Here is a 17,625-nt window from a genome sequence, read left to right on the forward strand (position 1 = left end):
CTCAGTTGCACGTGAATCGCGATTTGACGGCGTGCTTGGTCACGAAGCCATAGCCGCAGGTGTCGCAGGTCCAGAGGTAGCTGATCACGTGGTCCGAGACATAGGCAGAAGCTTCGGCGGCGACCATCGAGTCGGCGCAGACGGGACAGGTGGGCAACTCGCTGCAACGCGGATCGCGGTTCAGCGCGACGGTCGACAACACTTCAGCGACTGCTGACATGGTGGGGACCTCCCTGCTTTGAGACCTAAGTCTAACATAAGCAGAATCAGTTGACGAGGTCGCAACACAAATGCGTTGGTTTTCTGATATTTGCAGCTCACGCGATTTTGCGATGCAGCGTATTTAACATGTGCCGCATTGTCGCTTGCGTGTCGTCACAAGCTGTCTGTAACTGCGCAAGAGCTGCGATCAACGCACGAATTGTTGCCACAGGGAGTTCATCATGGACGCATCGTCCACCACGGGTGCAGCGCACCAACCCGGCCGCGGCCGGGTCTATGACTCGATCGTCGAAGCTTTTGGCGACACGCCGATCGTGCGACTGCGCCGGCTGCCGGGCATGCACGGCGTGAACGCGACCATTTTGGCGAAACTTGAATATTTCAACCCAGCCGCGAGCGTGAAGGATCGCATCGGCGCAGCCATGATCATCGCGATGGAGAAGGCCGGCATCATCAAGCCGGACACGGTGCTGATCGAGCCGACCTCCGGCAATACCGGGATTGCGCTCGCCTTCGTCGCCGCTTCGCGCGGCTATCGCCTCAAGCTGGTGATGCCGGAATCCATGTCGATCGAGCGCCGCAAGATGCTGGCGTTCCTCGGCGCGGAGCTGGTGCTGACGCCGGCCGCCCAAGGCATGAAGGGCGCGATCGCCGCTGCGGAGGAACTTCTGAAGACGACGCCGAACTCGGTGATGCCGCAGCAGTTCAAGAACCTCGCAAATCCCGAGGTGCACCGCCGCACAACCGCGGAGGAGATCTGGAACGACACCTCCGGCAACATCGATATCTTCGTCGCCGGCGTCGGTACCGGTGGCACCATCACTGGCGTCGGCCAGGTGCTCAAGCCACGCAAGCCTTCGTTGCGGGTGGTGGCCGTCGAGCCGGAGGAAAGCCCCGTGCTGTCCGGTGGCCAGCACACGCCGCACAAGATCCAGGGCATCGGCGCCGGCTTCGTTCCCGATATTCTCGACCGCTCCGTGATCGACGAGATCGTGAAGATCAACTCCACGACGGCGATCGATATGTCGCGGGCACTGGCGCGGCACGAAGGCATCCCGGGCGGCATCTCCGCGGGCGCCGCGATCGCCGGCGCGCTCCAGATCGGCAAACGTCCGGAGTCCGCCGGCAAGACCATCCTGGCGGTGGTGCCGTCCTTCTCCGAGCGCTATCTTTCGACTGCGCTGTTTGAGGGAATCTAGGACATGGCGGACCAACCGAGACGGCCGCGGACGCTGGGCGATGCCCGGACCGAGGCAGAGGCAGCGTTCAAGAAGGTGACCGCCAAGGTCGCCGAGGCGCCGCCGAAGAAGAACGTGGCGCCCGGCATCAAGGAGCAGGTCACGCTGCGCATCGACCAGGACGTGCTTGAGTTCTTCCAGGAGGGCGGTCCCGGCTGGCAGGACCGCATCAACGACGCCCTGCGCAAGGCTGCGGGGAAGTAGGCTCTAACTCCTCATGGTGAGGAGGCGCGTCAGCGCCGTCTCGAACCATGGAGGCCCGTGGCTGCAGCCGGGCTTTCATCCTTCGAGACGCTTGCTGCGCAAGCTCCTCAGGATGAGGGCGAGCAAGAAAAAAGCCCGGCGCGAGCCGGGCTTTTGCGTTTCGAAACTGGCGTACGCCTCAGCGGCGGAACATGCCGCCCATCATGCCGCCGACAACGCCGCCCACGAAGGCCGCGCCGGCATCGCTGGGGGGGCTGCTGCGGTGGGCCGGCGGCGGCGCGCTGCTGGGCGCGGGGGCGCTGGCGCGCCGGGCAGCTCTTGCGCTGTCATCGCTCGCGGTCGGCGTCGTCGCCACGATCTCGGCAAGCAGGGCCTTGTGCTGGAGCTTGTTGAGATAGCCGGACGACGGATAGCCGCGCGCGGCCTGCCAGCGCTTGAGCACCGAACGGGTCTCCTCGCTGAAGTCACCGGTGACCTTGGTGTCGAAGCCGAGCCCGGTCAGGCGGCGCTGCACGTCGCGGCGCTGGCCCTTGTTGAGGCCGATCTGGTCCTCGGTGAGCTGGGTGGCTTCATCCGTGAAGGTCGCGGGATCGACGCCCGCATTCAGATTGCGCGTCGTGGTCGACGGTCCGCTCTTGATCGCCGCGATCCGCGCCAGCGCCAGCGCCTTGAACTGGCCGTTCGGATAGGCGGAGAGGTAGGCGTTGAGCTCTTCCGGTTTGTTGCTCTCCTTGACCGAGCGCCAGTATTCGAGCTCGAGATTGGCCGCATCCGTATTGCCGCCGCTTGCGGCCGCCGGCACGCTCCCAGCCGCAGTCGGCGCCGCATTGGCGACCTGGGTCGTCGGGGCCTCGTTGAGGTAGACCGCGCCGATCAGGTTGGTGTGGCCCCAGGGAAGCTGGCCCTTGTGGGTCTCTTCATTGACTTGCGCGCGCACCGAGGTCATCGCCTGCTGGATCTCGACGCCGGGCTTGGTGATGTTGTCGATCAGCGCCCGGGTGAACGGGCTGTTGTTGCCTTCCTGGCCGTCGAGCGCGGTCTGGCCCGGACCGGTGGCGAACGCGATCAGCGTGCCTTCACCCGACTTCATCTCGGCAAGACCGCTCTGCACGTTGACACTGCGCGTTGCGGAGCTGGACTTGATCTTGGCGGCAAACGGATTGTCGCGGCAGGCATCGAGGAAGACGAGCTTGACCTTGGCATCGCCCATGGTCTGCTCGAGCGTCAGGTCGATGTTGATGGCAGCGCCGAGCTTGACGTCCATCTCCGACTTGATGTCGGCGTCGACCGGCAGGAGATAGTTGGTGCCGCCGACGGCGATGCCGTGGCCGGCGTAATAAAATATGGCGATGTCGGAGCCCTGCGCCTTGCGGCCGAAGTCCAGGAGCTTTTCCGTCATCTGGTCGCGGCTGAGATTGGAGCCTTCGATCACCTCGAAGCCGACATTGCGTAGCGTCGATGCCATCGCCTTGGCGTCGATCGGCGGGTTCGGCAATTGCGCGACGTTCTTGTAGTTGCCGTTGCCGACGACGAAGGCGACGCGACGGTCGGCCTTCGCAGCGCTGACCGACAACGCCACGCACATCAGCGAGGCGAGGAGAGTGAGATAGCGCATCTGAAATCCCCAACAGAATCGAATTGCAGGCAGCAACAAATTGGCAACGAACCTACACGAAGTGCCCGACTTCGCGCCACCAAAACGACGGTGCGTCCAACCCCTTGCTGTGCGGCCGAGTGTGCACGATGGGACTGCCCTCAAGCGTGATCCAAATCACGCTCGACCACTTTGTTTGGTCGTCCGAGCGGGCTTGCGGTTCATTGCGCGCGGGCGGGAACCGGCGCAGTCGGCTTCAAATTCAGGAGGTTGCCGAAAAGAATCAGCGCCGCGCCGAGCACAGTCCAGGCGTCGAGCCGTTCTGAATACAGCAGCCAGCCGGCGGTGGCGGTCAGCGGAACGCGCAGGAAGTCCATCGGCACGACAATGGTTGCGTCCGCATAGCGCATCGCGCTGGCGAGGCAATAATGTGAAAACGTGCCGCAGACGGCGATGACGCCCATCCAGGCCCAGACATAGGCGGACGGCCAGGTCCAGACGAACAGGGTCGGAACGAAGCCTGCGACAGATTGCACCACCAGCATCCAGAACAGGATCGACAGGGCGCTTTCGGTGCGGGTCAGCGATTTGATCAGCGCCATCGAAATCCCGAACCCCATGGCGGCGCCAAGCGCGATGAGCTGGCCCGGATTGATCTCGCCGGTCGCGGGTCGGACGATGACGGCGACGCCGACGAGACCGAGCACGATGGCCGCGCTCTTCCACGGCGTGATGCGCTCGGACAGGAAGCTGGCCGCGAGGATCGCGGTCCAGATCGGCATGGTGAACTCGATCGCCACGACCTGGCCGATTGGAATCAGCGTCAGCGCAAAGAACCAGCCAAGCTGGGCGGCGTAGTGGACCAGGTTGCGCCCGATATGCTCGGGCAGGCGCGTCGTCCGCAGCACCTTGAAGCCGCCGGCGCGGTAGATGATCGGGGAGAGCAGAATGAAGCCGAGCAACGAGCGTACTTCCATGATCTGGAAGACGTTCAGCTCGCGCGTGGTCTCGCGCCCGGCGACCGCCATGATCAGCATCAGCGACAGCCAGCCGGCCATCCACAGCGCAGCCATCGTTTTGGAGGGTATCGTGCTCATCGGCGCAAGCTGCAGGGGAGAGTTCTGAGGGATCGCCGGTATCGGCGACATCAACGGCGTTTGCAACGGCCAAATCTGCGGATGCAGCGATGCATGGCGGCGTGCTAAGGCTGCACCGAACAACAAGAAAATCGGGAGATCTCGCTCATGCGTATCTTGCAGCCGGCCGAATGGTCGAAACCGCGCGGCTTTTCCCACGGCGTGGTGGTGGAAGGGTCGGGCCGATGGGTGGTGCTCGCCGGGCAGACCGGCGGCGACGAGACCGGCAATTACGCGCCGGACCTGTCGACGCAGGTGGCGACCGCGCTGAAGCGGATCATCAAGCTCTTGGCGGAAGCCGGCGCCGGCCCCGAGCACATCGTCCGCCTGACCTGGTACCTGACCAGCCGCAGCGAATATGAGGCCGCGGGCGCCGGCATCGGCGCGGCCTGGAAGGAGACGCTTGGGCGCAATTTCCCGCCGTCGACGCTGCTTTACATCGGTGGCCTGGTGGATGAGCGGGCCAAGGTCGAGATCGAGGTGACGGCGTTCGTTCCCAATGCCTGAACGCAAAACGGTCCGGCGCAAGCGCCGGACCGTTTGTCGCGTCCGTCGTATTGGCTTAGCGCGACAGCGTAATGTTGGCGCCGCGGAACTGGCTGTCCGCCCGCATCGTGACGGTCTGCTTGTTGCCGGTCGTTTTCAGCGCAATGTTGGCGTTGAAGCCGGCGGTGGAGGCGACCACCTCGAAGTTGCCGCCGCCGCCGCGGCCCTGCAGGGCGCCGCTGATATTGCGGCTGGCCTCGCTCCAGCTGCCGGTGATGGCGCTGCCCTCGGCCCGGACATTGGCGGCGAGGTTGAACTTGTAGGCATCGCTGGCGCAGGTCAGCGACATCTCCATGGTGGGGCCGATCGGCGCGTATTTGGCCCGGCAGCGGATGCGCTCGGAGGAGCCGTCGTCGAGGGTGACGGTGCCGGCGCCGCTCCACGTGCCCGCCATGGGCGCGAACGGACCAGCCTGGGCGTGGCTCTCGGAGTTGGCGATTGATGCCACAAACAAAACGGCGGCCGCCATCAGCAGCCGCCGGTTTCGGGCACGAGCCTCAGTTGGTTTATTGGCGCGATGCTTCCCAGCGCCCGCTGCACGGTATGCCTGCTGATGCTCCATTCCACTTCCCCGATCCGGCGTTGCCGTTGAGTTGACCGTTGGCATATGCACCATTGATCGAAACCCGCACAAGACCCTCCCGGCCGATGGTGCCGGAAACGTTAGCGCCGGGCGCAGTGATCCTGCCGTCGGCAACGGTCAACATCGAGCTTGCGGTGGGCTCGCAGGAGCCGGACTTCGTCACGATCGTGACCTGCCAGTTGCCGTCATAGGGGTTCTGGGCGAACGCGGGAGCGGCGAGGGTGCCGGCGAAAATTGAAGCGGCACAGATCACCGCATTGCGAGCAAAACGCATGAATTCCGTCCTTGAATATGTCTGAGATACTGACGCGTTATTCGGGCGAAATGTGACAGAAGTTTGTTGCAATGCCAAAGCGAAAATTGTTCCTGTGGGAACAATGGTTTATTTGCAATTCCGGCTCCGATTTTTGAAGCGGAATCAATGCGGCCGGCCGTTAAGGGTAAACGTCAGGAGAGACTCGGCGCCGAGGTCGCGAACTGCTCGTCCTGGGGCTTGTTCGGCAGCGCCTTGTGCACCGTGGCATAGTCGATCACATCGGCCAGCAGCTTGAGGCCGAGCGGGGCCAGGGCACGTTCCCACAGCTCGCGGGCGGTCTCGCCCTTCCTGACGAAGCACCAGTCCTGGGCGGCGATGGCGCCGGCGTCCATGCGCTCGGCGAGGTGGTAGATCGTGCCGCCGGCGACCGGATCGCCTTCCTTGATGGTCCATTCGACCGCGGCCTTGCCGCGATGGCGGGGCAGGAGCGACGGGTGATAGCCGATCCCGCCGAGCTTGGCGGCGGCAAGCGCGTCCCGGCCGATCCGGGCGTGGCTGTGCGCCGTGATGATCAGGTCGGTGTCGGGTGCGATCTCCGAGGCGACCACCAGCTTCGGATTGGCCTGGACCACCACGTCGATCCCGGCGGCCTCGGCGGCCGCGGCCAGGCGATCCCCGCCATCGGCCACCACGACCCTCACCACAGGCACGCCGTGCTCCCGGAGCATGTTCAGGGTGGTCACGCCGAAATGGCGGGAGCCGACGAGGGTAATGCGCATGTGTGTCCGATCCGTCTCGCAACTGCGTCATATTCCCGATAACACGTCAGGTCGTTCTGTCACCACCCGCGGGGCAGTTGCGCCGGTTATCAACAATGCACATGGGCAGGCCGCATCGAACCGGTGGCCCTGTCGCTGCGTCCAATACCCCGTCCAAGCGGGGGGATGCCGTGTCGCGATGGCCAAAGCTGATGCTGATGAGCGGGATCACATCGGGATTGCTGATCTATGAGATCACGAGCGCGACAGAGGCGCCGAGCCGGGCGCTCGCCATCCTGCAATACGCGCTCCTGGCATGTGCGCTGATCGGGTTGGTCGGCTCAGTCGTGATGTATGTGCAGGAGCGCTGAATTCCGCGTTGCCTCGGCGTGATCGTTGCCACGCGGGCGCCTGCCCCAAGCCCAGCAAAGTCGGTTCCTGTGTTTGATTCTGGACAGAACGATTCTTGCGCCCGCGGTTAGATGTCCGGACCGGGGCTGGCGACATTTCATCCCGCATCCCTTTTCGAACCCGGTTCGGCCGCTGGCGTGATCGCCAGCGGCTTTTTCATGCCGTGCGCCACCAGATCATCGAACGGTAACACGTTCTCAACCTGCTTCGCGTATCGACGAATCTGTCGCGGATTTGTATTGCGTACCGCGACACTGAAAATGTCCCGCCGGCGCCAATGCCGCGCGGGGTTTTCTGCCGGGGCTGATTTCATGCCGAGCGCGATTGAGCAGATCGTCGAGACCTATGTCCGGCTGAAGAACCGCCGCGGCCTGGACCAGCTGATGATGCACAGGCAGCGGCTCGCGGTCGATCTCAAGAGCAAGTCCGGCTACGATTTCAGCCTGCCGATCGGCCAGATCGACGCGGAGATCGCGATCATCGAGTCCGGCATCAGCCGCCTGAAGACGGATTCCGCCGCGGCCTGAGACGCGCGTCAGTCCCGCTTGCCGCCGTCGATGACGGTGAACAGCGGCCGCGCCGGGGTTGGCTCGACCAGCAATTCCTCCACCAGCGCGGTTGCCGCATCGACATATTTGCGCGTCGGCCTGTCGAGGGGACGCTTGGCCTCGTCGTCGAGCGCGACCTTGGCGGCTTCGACCAGCTTGCGCATCCGAACCGCGTGGTCGTCGCCGGCCGTCAGCGTCGCGCGAGCCAGCGAGCGCAGCACGAACAGTTCGCCCTCGAGGCGGAGCAGGCGGTCGTTCAGCCTGGTCAGGACGGCATTGAGGTCGGGCATCACAGGGCATTCGGTGAGCGGAGGATCATCCTGATCTAGCGGCGATGGGTGAACGGACTCCAAATGCCCATGGTGCAATTTCGGCTGATCTTTGGGACTGGCGACATTTCGCGATGCCGCCGATGTGACCGGTCGTGACCGCGCGGCGCGTGGGCGCGGCATGGTTCCCGCACCACATCGAAGACGGGTGGAATCTGGAGCACGTTCAATGCGATCTGTCCTGGCCTTGGCCCTCTTGATCTCGGCATGCGCCACGGCCGCCGCCGCACCGGCGCATCACGCCCGCCCGCGGCCACATGCCGTGGTTCGTCCCTCTGGCGATGCAGCCGTTCCGCCCGGCTGGTACAAATTTCCCGGCTATCCGCCGATCCCGCCATCGGAGAACAGGAATCTCGACCCCTCCAATTACGGCGGCGGCTGATCGCCGGTTCAGGCCGCGCTCCTTCACGCTGCAGTTCTGGCCAGATAGTCGCGTGCGAATGCGAGATACCAGTCGAGGCAGGCGGGGTTGGCCATCGCCTCCTTGTTGATGACCTTTTCGACGGGATGGCCCAGCAAGAGCTTCTTGATCGGCAGCTCCTGCTTCTTGCCGGAGAGTGTGCGCGGGATCTCGGCGACGGCGAAGATCTCGTTCGGCAGGAATCTGCGCGACAGGCCGGCCTCGATCGCCTTGTTGATCTTTGCCTGCATCGCGGCATCGAATGTGATGCCCTCGCGCAGCACCACGAACAGCGGCATGTAGCTGTCGCGGCCGAGATATTCGAGGTCGACGACGAGAGAGTCGAGCACCTCTGGCAGCGCCTCGATCGCGGAATAGAGCTCGCTCGTGCCCATCCGCAGGCCGTGCCGGTTGATGGTCGCATCGCTGCGGCCATAGATCACGCAGGAGCCGTCGGGATTGACCTTGAGCCAGTCGCCGTGCCGCCACACCGGTCCCCGGCCGCTGCCGTCGAAATTGTCCGGATAGGTCTCGAAATAGCTGGAGCGGTAGCGCACGTCGCCCTTGTCGTTCCAGAAATAGAGCGGCATCGACGGCATCGGCTCGGTGCAGACGAGCTCGCCGACCTCGTCGATCACGGCGCGGCCCTGTTCGCTGAAGGCCTCCACGGCGGCGCCGAGCAGGCGGCACTGCATCGCGCCCGGCGTTTGCGGCAGCTCGCGGTTGCCGCCGATGAAGGCGCCGGCGAAGTCGGTGCCACCGGAAATGTTCGCCCACCAGATGTCGGCCTGCGCCTTGCTGCCGTTTGTCTTCGACAGCGCCGCGAAGTGCGTGTCGAACCAGCCTTGCGTGTCGGCGCTGAGCGGCGAGCCGGTGGAGCCGAGGCAGCGCAATTGCGAGAGATCGCCGGTGACGGTCAGGTCGATCTCGGCCTTGGCGCAGTTCGCGAAGAACGCCGCGCCTGCGCCGAAGAACGTCGATCTCGACTGGGCGACGAAGCGCCAGAGCGTGGTCCAATCCGGCTTGTCTTTGGTGCCGCCGGGGCTGCCGTCGAAGATGCAGCAGGTGGTGCCGCTGAGCAGGCCGCCAACTTGCGAATTCCACATGATCCAGCCGGTCGAACTGTACCAGTGATAGCGCTCGCCGAACGAGTTCGCGTGGTAGGAGCAGCCGATGTCGTTGTGCAGCCCGAGCAGCGCCAGCACCACGATGACGATGCCGCCATGGCCATGCACGATCGGTTTTGGCAGGCCGGTGGTGCCACTGGAATAGACGATCCAGAGCGGGTGATCGAACGGCAGCCACACCGGCTCGAACGCATCGATTGCCGCCCCCATCCTTGCAAGGATGCTGGAGAGCTGCGCGTCCGGTGCGGCGGCCTGTTCGCCGTGCAGGATGACATGCTCGACCGTCGGCAGGGATCGCCGAAGCTCGTCGACGACGTCGCTTCGGTCGTGCCGCCGCCCGGCATAGGTGACGGCGTCGCACGCGATCAGCACTTTCGGCTCGATCTGCTTGAAGCGGTCGATGACCGCAGGCGCCGCCATGTCGGGCGCGCACACACTCCAGACCGCGCCGATGCTGGCGGCGGCCAGAAACGCGATGATGGTCTCGGGGATGTTGGGTAGATAGGCCGCGACACGGTCGCCCGGCTTGACGCCCTTGTCGCGCAGATGCAGCGCGAGCGCGGCGGCCTTGCGCCGCAGCTCCGGCCAGCTCGTCTCCGTCAGCCTGCCGTCCTCGCCGCTGCCGACGATCGCGGGCAGGCCGGCGGCGTCCGCCGCCTCGACATGCCGGAACACCTGGCGGGCGTAGTTGACCTGCGCGCCGGGAAACCAGACCGCGCCAGGCATCTTGCGCTCGGTGATCACGGCCGAGAACGGCGTCGGCGATTGCAGATCGTAATAGTCCCAGATGCTGCGCCAGAAGCCGTCGAGATCACGCACGGACCATTGCCGCATCTCCTCATAGCCGGCGAAGGAGAGGCCGCGCTGCTCGGCAAGCCAGCGGCGGTAGAGGGCGATCTGGGGAACGAAAGCTGCGGTCATTACGTCCAAAACTCGACTGCGGAGCAGGGGAGTCTAGCCGGGGCCGGAGCAGAGGAGAAGCGGCGTCCGCCTGTTGGAATGGCAGACATGACATTGCCGTCTCGCGGCGGGTCGCGCCCGAGAGTTGGTGTCGCCTTTTGCCCTCGCGACAGGAGGGCGCAGGGAAGGCCGGGTGCCGGCAGGCGCCCGCGATCCGTGCGAACGGGATCCAAAGCTAGGCGCGGTCTGCCCACGGGGGCGGACGGCGGTCATTGCCGCGCGACAGAGCGGGATTATACTCCGAGGCTCGGGAACGCGTTGCAACCTGGAAGGAGGCTGACCGTGAACAGCTCCAAGCGCTCCGTTCTGATCCTGACTATTCTAGCCACGACTCTCGTGCCAGCCAGCAGTCCATTTGTGAGACTGGCTTATGCCGAAACGGACGCGGACTTGCTCGCGACCCAGATACGCAGCCAAGGTCATACGTGCGACAAGCCACAGCAAGCTACGCGCGACACGAAGCTATCAAAGCCGGACTACGACGTGTGGGTCGTCAAATGTGAGAACGCCACCTACAGGGTCGGCCGATATCCGGACCTTCCCGCCAAGATCGAAAAGCTGAACGAGGAGGGCGCCGAGCACAAGAAGTAGCGTTCTCAGGGGGCGAGTAAATCATCTTTGAGGCGGACGATTAACGGAATAGTTACGGCTGCTTGCCAGCCTGTGACCATTGCGGATCGTCGCAGCAGCGACCTCGGAAAATATCCAGTCTATCTAACCCGTACCTGCTCGGTTGGCAGTCTCTTCGTTGGAGACGTCGCTATGTGCAAGGGAATTTTGATTACGCTTCTCGCGTTAGTCTTTTTGGCGATGTGCGATCTAGTTTGGTCAAACGGTCGCTATACTGATGCTGCCATCGTGATGGCGAAACAGATCAGGTACTCTTACGGTGTCTGATTGAGCGGTTTTTTATGAGCTCGATATGCCCGAAGCCGTTACGCTTGACGCGTTGAATAAGAGGGAATGCCCGGATTGCCAGTCGAAAAGAATGTCGTCTGGATTGCGGATTGATATTGCGGAGCATTTGACGTGCCTCGCCTGTGAGGCGCGCTTTTACGTGGCTCCGCGACCCCCACATGCCCAAGTCTTCATCCGGCAATAGGCTTGTTCGACAACAGGCTAATCGCGCCGCATCTCAAGACATCTGCCATGGGCCGACGGCCGCAATCTCCTACTTGCAGTCGCGGCAGATCGTCAGCTTGCGTTTCAACGCCTCATCTTCCTGATCGATCGATTCCTGCGCCGTGATGCCATCTGTCTCCAAATGGGGCTTGGAGGCTTTTGCTGCGCGCGGCCTCGTGGGGCGCGCCGGCTGGCCTGACGTGGCACTGTCGTCGACGGTGCCGACGCTAAAGCCATCGTAGTCGGCGGCTGGATTGGGCGGCAGCGGAGGCCTGCTGATCGCCGGTGTGGACGAGAGCTTGTCGGACGCCGCCGGCGGGAGGGCGTCGTTCGCCGCCGATGACGGCTCGCCATTGGGCTTTGCCGGAGGCCTTTTGGCGGTTGCTCGGGGCGGCGCCGCCTTGGGTGTCGCCATTGGCGGCCAGGGGTTGTTGGTGGTGCCCGAAGGCGCGGCCCCCTGTTCGGTCGGCGGTGGGGCAAGCGAAAGCGGCGGGGCGCCTGAGGTCTGGCCTCTCGCGCTGTCCAGCAACCCGACACCGGCAGACAGGAAGCCAAGGGCAAAGAGCGTCACGCTTTTCATCCGCGTCCTTCAAACAGCTTTGGTTGAACGATCGATCGCATGACCGTCCAGAGCCACGCGGTGCTGAAATATCCGGGATTCAGATGGCGAACAAAGTTGACGGAAATGGGGAGCGGGGGGCATCCGACCGGACTGCCGGATATGGCGATTGCGCCACCTCTCTCGAAGACGGTCCCTGAACGCCTTGCCGTGTTGACCGGTTCTCATCTGCCGAAGCTGCCAACGCAGTTCGTCAACATGGGTTGCCCTCAACGGGCGTCAGTCCTCTCGCAACAGAACTCGCGAAATTTAATAGCGAGGGCTTTCACAAGCGTCACGGCTGAATTGGCTGCAAGCGACAGCGGCGCGCGTCAGCGCCCGCCTACCATTCCACGCCGGCCCAGCGCCGGCCGAACACGGGCGGTCTGGTCTTCACCGCTGCCCAGCCGAAGAAGTGATGATGGCCGGACCAAGTGTGGACGACGCCGTTGCAGATGCTGCATTTGAAGCTGCCGGAGTGCTGCTCGGTGTGGTCTTCCTTGGTCGCGGTGTAATTCATGCCGCAACCCGGGCAGGTGAATTCTTCGATCGTCCAGATGCTGTTGGCCATTGCACGCAAAGTGTTTTCGGGGACCTCGGCGGAAAGCGTAGGAGAGGGCGCTTGCATCGGCGTAAACCGGCTAGACGAAATCCGGTTAACGGGTGTTAGGCAAACCCGGTTTCGGACCGCAATTGCCGGGGAATAATGGGCCCCCGCCAGTCCAGGTCACTTCTAGGGCGTTGGCGCCTGGCCGTCGCGCATGTCACGATCGATCCGCATCGTCACGCGCCTGATGGCGAGCAGCGGCAGCCGGCCCTGAACCCGTCCGGCGCGGACTTTTGCGCCGATCACGTAGGCGTAGCGCCAATAGCCCGGCGCGGCATTCCGCTTGAGCGAATAGTGAATGCCGCGATGAATGCCGCTGTGTTCATCGGACTGTTGCGGTCGGTGCGCCATCGTCTCGAAATGCACAATCGGCGTGCCGCGTTCCTATTTTCGGGGGCATCCGTGTCGTCTTCCCCGGTGCAGGCGGGACCGGGTCGTCTTGACGCCCGGTCCGTTGCTGGCAATAACGCTGGGCCGCGCAAGCGGCGGGGACCCGCGTTGATGCCGCAAGGAAGGCCGTGCTCGTGAAAAGTCTTCGTCAGCTCCTGACCGGAGAGGACATCATCCAGCTCGTGATCCGCCTCGGCCTGCTGGCCCTGCTGATCATCTGGACGTTCCTGATCATCCGGCCGTTCGTGCCGATCCTGGCCTGGAGCGCCGTTCTCGCGGTCGCGTTCTATCCGGCGTTCAGCTCGCTCGCCAAGTTGCTCGGCGGCCGTCCAAAGACGGCGGCGGTGATCCTCACCTTGATCACACTCGGCATCGTCATCGGCCCTGCGACCTGGCTCGGCCTCAGCGCAGTCGAGGGTGTGAAGGAGATCGCGCGCCAGCTCGGCACCGGCGACCTCGCGCTGCAGTCGGCGCCGGAGCAGATCAAGTCCTGGCCGATCATAGGCCCAACGCTCTACGAGCTCTGGGATCAGGCCTACAACAACATCCGTGCGGTGCTGCGCGAGGTTACGCCCTATCTCCAGCCACTGGCGGGGCCGCTTCTGTCGCTGGCCGGCGATGCAAGCCTCGGGACGCTGCAGTTCCTGGTCTCGGTGTTCGTTGCGGGCTTTCTCTTTCCCCATGGTCCGCGGCTGGTCGAGGCCGGACGTGGTTTCCTGTTTCGCATCGTGCCCGAGCAGAGCGAGCATTTCCTGGAGCTCGCGGGGGCGACCATCCGCGCGGTGGCGCAAGGCGTGATCGGCGTTGCGATCGTGCAGGCGCTGCTCGCCGGCGTCGGTTTCAAGCTCGCGAGCGTGCCGAGCGCCGGCCTGCTCGCCTTCATCGTGCTGCTGCTCTCGATCGTGCAGATCGGCGCCTTCCTGGTGCTGCTGCCGGTCATCATCTGGATCTGGACCGCCAAGGACGTCACCACGGCGCTGCTGCTCACGGTGTTTCTCGTCCTCGTCGGCTTCATCGACACCATGTTGAAGCCGCTCGTCATGGGGCGGGGCCTCAATACGCCGACCATCGTGATCTTCGTCGGCGTGATCGGCGGCACGCTCGCCCACGGCATCATCGGCCTCTTCATCGGGCCAATCATCCTGTCGGTGGCGTGGGAGCTCGCGGCAGCGTGGATCAGGACCGATCAGGCGGAGGCGGGGACGGCGCGCGAAGAGTGAGCTCACCCTTTGCGAGCGCTCGGTCCGTCCGGCAACTCGCATCGACGGCGCCTCGCCTTGTGGGAGGCAACGATTTTCACAGGGCGGTCGCCGAACTTGTCTATCCAAATAGACAAGTTACGATTGGCCCGATTCTGGTATTAGTTTACGGCAGCAATGGCGAAGGCTTCCAAGCTGGTTGCCGCGAAGCGCGGCAAAGTTCTTTTGGTGAGGCGACGGTCGGACGGTCTGTGGATGTTCCCCGGCGGCCGCAAGCGCGCGCGCGAGTCCGAGAAGGATTGCCTGCGGCGGGAGATCAAGGAGGAACTGCCAAAGCTCAAGCTGGGCAGGATCAGCCTCTGGAAGGAAGTGAAGGCCAGGAACAAGCGAACCGGCCGCAAGATGAGCGATGCGATCTTCATCGCCAAGAACGCCAAGGGAGGGCTGGCGATCGGCGACAAGAAGGAGATCGATCGCGCCGCCTGGCAGAAGCCGCGCGGCATCCGCCTGACGCCGACCTCGCGCTACATCCGAGACCGGCTGTTTCCGAGGAAGCCGCAGCGGCGGAGCTAAGCTACGTCGGCGCCTCGCCGCGACAGGCCGGCGGGCTCAGAGTTAAGCCCGCGCAGTCGGCCGCTATGGCTTGCGGCCGCTATGGCTTGGCAACGGGCCCATCGAGGCAATGGTTGAGATAGGCGGTGCGATCTCTGGGCAGCACCTTGTCCAGATCCGCCTTCAGGGCGCATTCGCGTTGCCGCAGCTGCTCGGCCCGGCGCTTCTCGGCAGCCTCGCGATATTCGGGCGCAACCTTGTTGGGATCGACCAGCGTCTGTGATCGTGCAGGAGCCGCCGCAGCAAGCAGCGTGATGACCGCGATGCAAATGATCCGCTTCAAATGAGCCTCCGTGAAAAAGCCGATCCTAGCGCGCGGCGTGTCAACGCTCAAACCGTCGAGCGGTAGCGCGTTCCGGCCTGTGCCGGGGCGTGGCTGGGCGGGGGGTCGTGTGTTTTCCGAGCAGGCGTGTGAACCAGTTCACAAGCGTTTGCCGCGTTCGCTGCTATGAAGACGCCATTGCTCGACCAATTCATATTTTGAACGAGATGCCCCAGCGGTGCTCCAAGCGCTGGGGCTTTTCGTTTTTGCGCGCGGGCTTCGCCGGTGGACGCGCGCCGAGCTACGGCCCCGGGAAGAATGCACTCGTTCTTCCAAGTGCGCGATATGTGGCGAGGCCGATCCATTCCCGGCTGGCGACGTGGACGAGAAGGACGGAAGAGGCGAAGTTACCGAGGTCCAGCCATGTGGTGTGCCCGCTGGTCAGCCAGCCGGTCGGAACGGGCTCGACAGGAAAGCCGGCCGCGCGGAAGAGTCCGACGGCGCGTGGCATGTGGTAGGCCGACGTGACGAGCAACCAGTGGTCGTCGGGCTTTGGAGAAGCTGCAGCCTTTGAGAAGGTCGCGTTCTCGGCTGTGTTGCGCGAATAGCCTTCGATTTGAACGCGATCCCTTGGGATGCCAAGTTCGCCCAGGATTCGCAGAGCGTAATCGGCTTCGCGCAAATTCCCCGGAAGCAGATCGGGACTACCGCCTGAGTAGATGATGCGTGCATTCGGATAGCGCCGGGCGAGCATCGCACCGGTGATAAGTCGGTCCACTCCGATGTCGGAAACCGGAAATCCGCGTGCCGCAGAGACCTCGGGTTTGGTGCTTCCTCCCAGGATGATGATGCCGTCCGGTGCGTCCGCGCCGGGGACCCATGGTGGAAAGCGATCTTCGAGAGGCCTAAGCAAGAGGCTTCCCGCGGGGCTGAACCCACACACCGCCAGGCCCACGAAGGCGCCGATCGCAAGTTTGCGGCCAGCCGCGACGTATCGCGTCAATATCAGCAAACAGCCGAACAGGCCGATTGCCGCGAGAAAGTTCGGCAGGATGGCGAGTGCGCCCAGGGTCTTGGAGAGCAGGAACACGGCGAGTTGCGGCTACTTCAGACCCAGCTGGCGCTTGTCATTGCATTTGGGGAGAGGAGGGCGGCGAGCAGTCTAGAGCCTGATAAATCCCGCCTGCGCGGCGAGACACCAAACGGCAGACAATAGAACGATCGCCGTAAAAAGCTTCGGAGCGACCCAGCCATCGTCGAGCAGGGCCCCTTGCGCCCGCGCCCTCATCCTCAGGCTGATGGTACCTACGCTGGTGATCAAGGCGGCCACGCAAAGGAGCAACGCTATCGTGTTAAGGCCTGCCGCGAAGCAGAAGACCGCAATCGTCCCGAGCACCCAATCCATAACCTGCAATCCTCTCTGTGCCACTTAACCAGCGCCGCGAACAAAAGGTTCAGCTGGCGTGGGTTCCATGGAGCACCGTTGGATTGCCCCCATTCACATTGTTTGCCGGTTTGCGGCTTTCTCTTTTCCGACCGCGTGGCACAAATTCGTCCCCGGACGACTACTACCGTAAATTGCTGCGCTGCGCACGGGGAAAATTGCAGGCGGGCGGAATATTGTTGCGGCTGTCGCTTTCCGCAAATCGAAAAGCGGGGAAGCAAGCAACTGATTTTGCTGGTGAAAGATCTGACCATCACCTGGCCGGCGTCGGCCTCCATCCGTAGGACTGGTGCGGAATTTGGCCGGTGATGTCGGCGCCCTTTTCGTCAGAGAGGCGCCAGGCCGCCACGCCAAAACACACGGTCAGCATCAGAGCCATCGCTAGCAACAAAACGGATAAGAACTGGCTCACCTCCGCACCCCGCAACCGGAACTCTGGGAAGAGCGAGCACGGAGCGCCGATTCGGAAAATGCAGAGGTGCTGACGCAAGGGCGGTTTTTCCCCAAACATCACCAGCGATGGATCGGGCGTTTCGGCCGTTGCTTCAATCAGCCTTCGCCGGGCGATGATGCTCTACAGCGGCAAGGCGCACAATACGCCGGGCCGTTCACAGCGATCCGAGAAACTGCCAGATCAACAGCTCAGGAAAATTCGGCCGGTTCTGTCCGGAACGGAGCCGCCAATGTGCGGAAGCGAACAGAACAACTCTTCGAGCTTTGAGTAAGCTTGCTGTCGCTTGGTCCTTCCCCAAGGTCCCAAGCACCTCCAAACGGCCCCGGCCCACGATCCCCTATGAAGCCCCCACGGCCGGGGCCGTCTTTGAGCCGCTATCGATATCCTTTAGCGGCAAGCCCATCCCAGTTGAAGCCCGGCCGGATCTCGGCTCCCCGCTTTCCACAAGCCGCGGCGATGGGACGCCAGTTGATCTCGCATCTGGTTGCGATCGGATGCAATCCAACGGGGAAGGGCTCATGCGCGGCTTCTGAAACAGCAGCCATGAAGCGCCGGCGCCGATCACACAGGAAACGCAACCGGCAGCGGCTGGCGGCACACCCCCGCCGGCTGAGGCGGTAGTTAT

General features: G+C 63.7%; 24 protein-coding genes. 9 read left to right on the forward strand and 15 right to left on the reverse strand.

The window, feature by feature from the left end:
- Window position 1 precedes the first annotated feature (1 nt).
- The gene (locus tag K289_RS0107000) at window positions 2-220 is read right to left on the reverse strand and encodes a hypothetical protein (RefSeq protein WP_027550845.1); all 219 of its coding nucleotides are present in this window, start codon (window positions 218-220) and stop codon (window positions 2-4) included.
- Window positions 221-443: 223 nt separating this feature from the next.
- On the opposite strand from K289_RS0107000, the gene cysK reads away from it, so the two are divergent.
- Together cysK and K289_RS0107010 are read left to right on the forward strand one after the other, a co-directional pair.
- Window positions 444-1,421 (forward strand): cysteine synthase A, encoded by a 978-nt coding sequence (gene cysK / locus K289_RS0107005; RefSeq protein WP_027550846.1) that lies wholly within the window; start codon window positions 444-446, stop codon window positions 1,419-1,421.
- Window positions 1,422-1,424: 3 nt separating this feature from the next.
- On the forward strand, window positions 1,425-1,664 hold the full coding sequence (locus K289_RS0107010) for a BrnA antitoxin family protein (RefSeq protein ID WP_027550847.1): 240 nt from the start codon (window positions 1,425-1,427) through the stop codon (window positions 1,662-1,664).
- 178 nt (window positions 1,665-1,842) lie between these two features.
- Here K289_RS0107010 and K289_RS0107015 read toward each other — a convergent pair whose 3' ends face one another.
- Together K289_RS0107015 and K289_RS0107020 are read right to left on the reverse strand one after the other, a co-directional pair.
- Window positions 1,843-3,279 carry a caspase family protein gene (locus K289_RS0107015; protein ID WP_027550848.1) on the reverse strand — a complete coding sequence of 479 codons (1,437 nt, stop codon included), beginning with the start codon at window positions 3,277-3,279 and terminating at the stop codon, window positions 1,843-1,845.
- A 200-nt stretch (window positions 3,280-3,479) separates the two neighbouring features.
- Window positions 3,480-4,355: a DMT family transporter gene (locus K289_RS0107020; protein ID WP_027550849.1), complete on the reverse strand. Its 876-nt coding sequence runs from the start codon at window positions 4,353-4,355 to the stop codon at window positions 3,480-3,482.
- 147 nt (window positions 4,356-4,502) lie between these two features.
- Here K289_RS0107020 and K289_RS0107025 point away from each other — a divergent pair, with 147 nt between their 5' ends.
- Window positions 4,503-4,901 (forward strand): RidA family protein, encoded by a 399-nt coding sequence (locus K289_RS0107025; RefSeq protein ID WP_027550850.1) that lies wholly within the window; start codon window positions 4,503-4,505, stop codon window positions 4,899-4,901.
- A gap of 55 nt (window positions 4,902-4,956) precedes the next feature.
- Here the strand turns inward: K289_RS0107025 and K289_RS0107030 are convergent, their stop codons facing one another.
- The 3 genes from K289_RS0107030 to K289_RS0107040 form a co-directional block, all read right to left on the reverse strand.
- Window positions 4,957-5,502 carry a hypothetical protein gene (locus tag K289_RS0107030; RefSeq protein ID WP_027550851.1) on the reverse strand — a complete coding sequence of 182 codons (546 nt, stop codon included), beginning with the start codon at window positions 5,500-5,502 and terminating at the stop codon, window positions 4,957-4,959.
- The gene (locus tag K289_RS0107035; RefSeq protein WP_027550852.1) at window positions 5,447-5,797 is read right to left on the reverse strand and encodes a hypothetical protein; all 351 of its coding nucleotides are present in this window, start codon (window positions 5,795-5,797) and stop codon (window positions 5,447-5,449) included. Before K289_RS0107035 ends, K289_RS0107030 begins: the two co-directional genes overlap by 56 nt.
- 173 nt (window positions 5,798-5,970) lie before the next feature.
- On the reverse strand, window positions 5,971-6,558 hold the full coding sequence (locus K289_RS0107040; protein WP_027550853.1) for a formyltransferase family protein: 588 nt from the start codon (window positions 6,556-6,558) through the stop codon (window positions 5,971-5,973).
- Window positions 6,559-6,728: 170 nt separating this feature from the next.
- On the opposite strand from K289_RS0107040, the gene K289_RS50220 reads away from it, so the two are divergent.
- Window positions 6,729-6,908: a hypothetical protein gene (locus tag K289_RS50220; RefSeq protein ID WP_156917837.1), complete on the forward strand. Its 180-nt coding sequence runs from the start codon at window positions 6,729-6,731 to the stop codon at window positions 6,906-6,908.
- Window positions 6,909-7,045: 137 nt separating this feature from the next.
- Here K289_RS50220 and K289_RS50225 read toward each other — a convergent pair whose 3' ends face one another.
- The gene (locus K289_RS50225; RefSeq protein WP_156917838.1) at window positions 7,046-7,261 is read right to left on the reverse strand and encodes a hypothetical protein; all 216 of its coding nucleotides are present in this window, start codon (window positions 7,259-7,261) and stop codon (window positions 7,046-7,048) included.
- Here K289_RS50225 and K289_RS0107050 point away from each other — a divergent pair.
- Window positions 7,260-7,475: a hypothetical protein gene (locus K289_RS0107050; protein ID WP_027550854.1), complete on the forward strand. Its 216-nt coding sequence runs from the start codon at window positions 7,260-7,262 to the stop codon at window positions 7,473-7,475. The two genes, K289_RS50225 and K289_RS0107050, sit on opposite strands and share 2 nt — an antisense overlap.
- Window positions 7,476-7,483: 8 nt before the next feature.
- Here K289_RS0107050 and K289_RS0107055 read toward each other — a convergent pair whose 3' ends face one another.
- Window positions 7,484-7,786 carry a hypothetical protein gene (locus K289_RS0107055; protein ID WP_027550855.1) on the reverse strand — a complete coding sequence of 101 codons (303 nt, stop codon included), beginning with the start codon at window positions 7,784-7,786 and terminating at the stop codon, window positions 7,484-7,486.
- Between the two features lie 208 nt (window positions 7,787-7,994).
- Here K289_RS0107055 and K289_RS0107060 point away from each other — a divergent pair, with 208 nt between their 5' ends.
- Window positions 7,995-8,207, forward strand: a complete 213-nt coding sequence (locus tag K289_RS0107060) for a hypothetical protein (protein WP_027550856.1) — start codon at window positions 7,995-7,997, stop codon at window positions 8,205-8,207.
- A 23-nt stretch (window positions 8,208-8,230) separates the two neighbouring features.
- Here K289_RS0107060 and K289_RS0107065 read toward each other — a convergent pair whose 3' ends face one another.
- Window positions 8,231-10,273, reverse strand: coding sequence for an acetoacetate--CoA ligase (locus tag K289_RS0107065; protein ID WP_027550857.1), 2,043 nt, complete (start codon window positions 10,271-10,273; stop codon window positions 8,231-8,233).
- A 321-nt stretch (window positions 10,274-10,594) separates the two neighbouring features.
- Between K289_RS0107065 and K289_RS0107070 the strand changes: the two genes are divergently transcribed.
- A complete protein-coding gene (locus K289_RS0107070) occupies window positions 10,595-10,903 on the forward strand; it encodes a hypothetical protein (RefSeq protein ID WP_245283859.1) in 309 nt (102 codons plus the stop codon).
- A 580-nt stretch (window positions 10,904-11,483) separates the two neighbouring features.
- On the opposite strand, the gene K289_RS50230 is transcribed toward K289_RS0107070, so the two are convergent.
- From K289_RS50230 to K289_RS0107085, 3 genes are all read right to left on the reverse strand, one after another.
- The gene (locus K289_RS50230) at window positions 11,484-12,014 is read right to left on the reverse strand and encodes a hypothetical protein (RefSeq protein ID WP_027550859.1); all 531 of its coding nucleotides are present in this window, start codon (window positions 12,012-12,014) and stop codon (window positions 11,484-11,486) included.
- A gap of 361 nt (window positions 12,015-12,375) precedes the next feature.
- Window positions 12,376-12,603, reverse strand: a complete 228-nt coding sequence (locus K289_RS0107080; protein ID WP_027550860.1) for a hypothetical protein — start codon at window positions 12,601-12,603, stop codon at window positions 12,376-12,378.
- A 162-nt stretch (window positions 12,604-12,765) separates the two neighbouring features.
- Complete coding sequence (locus K289_RS0107085) at window positions 12,766-12,990, reverse strand: hypothetical protein (protein ID WP_035684167.1); 225 nt, start codon at window positions 12,988-12,990, stop codon at window positions 12,766-12,768.
- 167 nt (window positions 12,991-13,157) lie between these two features.
- Between K289_RS0107085 and K289_RS0107090 the strand changes: the two genes are divergently transcribed.
- Together K289_RS0107090 and K289_RS0107095 are read left to right on the forward strand one after the other, a co-directional pair.
- Complete coding sequence (locus K289_RS0107090) at window positions 13,158-14,249, forward strand: AI-2E family transporter (RefSeq protein WP_027550862.1); 1,092 nt, start codon at window positions 13,158-13,160, stop codon at window positions 14,247-14,249.
- Between the two features lie 156 nt (window positions 14,250-14,405).
- Window positions 14,406-14,801, forward strand: coding sequence for an NUDIX hydrolase (locus K289_RS0107095; RefSeq protein ID WP_027550863.1), 396 nt, complete (start codon window positions 14,406-14,408; stop codon window positions 14,799-14,801).
- Window positions 14,802-14,880: 79 nt separating this feature from the next.
- On the opposite strand, the gene K289_RS0107100 is transcribed toward K289_RS0107095, so the two are convergent.
- The 3 genes from K289_RS0107100 to K289_RS0107110 form a co-directional block, all read right to left on the reverse strand.
- Window positions 14,881-15,123, reverse strand: coding sequence for a hypothetical protein (locus tag K289_RS0107100; protein ID WP_027550864.1), 243 nt, complete (start codon window positions 15,121-15,123; stop codon window positions 14,881-14,883).
- 280 nt (window positions 15,124-15,403) lie between these two features.
- Window positions 15,404-16,192: a YdcF family protein gene (locus K289_RS0107105; protein WP_051310509.1), complete on the reverse strand. Its 789-nt coding sequence runs from the start codon at window positions 16,190-16,192 to the stop codon at window positions 15,404-15,406.
- A 72-nt stretch (window positions 16,193-16,264) separates the two neighbouring features.
- A complete protein-coding gene (locus K289_RS0107110; protein WP_027550866.1) occupies window positions 16,265-16,507 on the reverse strand; it encodes a hypothetical protein in 243 nt (80 codons plus the stop codon).
- Window positions 16,508-17,625: the final 1,118 nt, after the last annotated feature.

This window comes from Bradyrhizobium sp. Cp5.3 (assembly GCF_000426265.1).
Classification (GTDB): Bacteria; Pseudomonadota; Alphaproteobacteria; order Rhizobiales; family Xanthobacteraceae; genus Bradyrhizobium; species Bradyrhizobium neotropicale.